The organism is Microbacterium testaceum (genome assembly GCF_020781835.1).
Classification (GTDB): Bacteria; Actinomycetota; Actinomycetes; order Actinomycetales; family Microbacteriaceae; genus Microbacterium; species Microbacterium testaceum_H.
The window spans coordinates 1-448 of record NZ_JAJGNJ010000052.1 but is presented as its reverse complement, the minus strand read 5'-3'; the positions used below and the strand labels follow the sequence as shown (position 1 = coordinate 448).

Here is a 448-nt window from a genome sequence, read left to right as displayed (position 1 = left end):
AGGACAAGTGGACGGTCCGCGCTCGTCGCGTCACCGTCCCCGTGGTGCTCGAGCCGCTCGCGGGCGTGCAGATCACCAGCACGGGCCTGTGACCGTGACCGAGGGAGCGACGCGGTCCGTCACGCACGAGGTCGTCGGCGGAGCCGTGGTGCTGCGCACGAAAGCCGGCTCGGCGACCTACATCTACAAGGGCGGCGTGTTCGACGCTGACCTGTTCACCGAAGCGAGCGTCGCGCACGCACTCTCGGTCGGACTCGTCGCGGAGGTCGCCGCGCCTGTGGTCGAGAAGCCGAAGGCCACAGCCGCGAAGGCTGCGGCCAAGCCGCAGCCCTGACCTTCGGGTCTTCCGTGGGGCGGTCCCGAGCGCATTCCAGCGCCGGGGCCGCCTCACCAGGAGTGAGCAAAAGGGGAGAGCATGATCACACCGGATGACCTCCCTGAGGTCGAT

Annotated in this window: 1 protein-coding gene; it reads left to right on the top strand. The window is 69.2% G+C overall.

Translation table 11 applies throughout. From position 1 onward, the window contains the following. The first annotated feature begins 88 nt into the window (after positions 1-88). The gene (locus tag LL239_RS17590; RefSeq protein ID WP_228164617.1) at positions 89-334 is read left to right on the top strand and encodes a hypothetical protein; all 246 of its coding nucleotides are present in this window, start codon (positions 89-91) and stop codon (positions 332-334) included. Positions 335-448 lie beyond the last annotated feature (114 nt).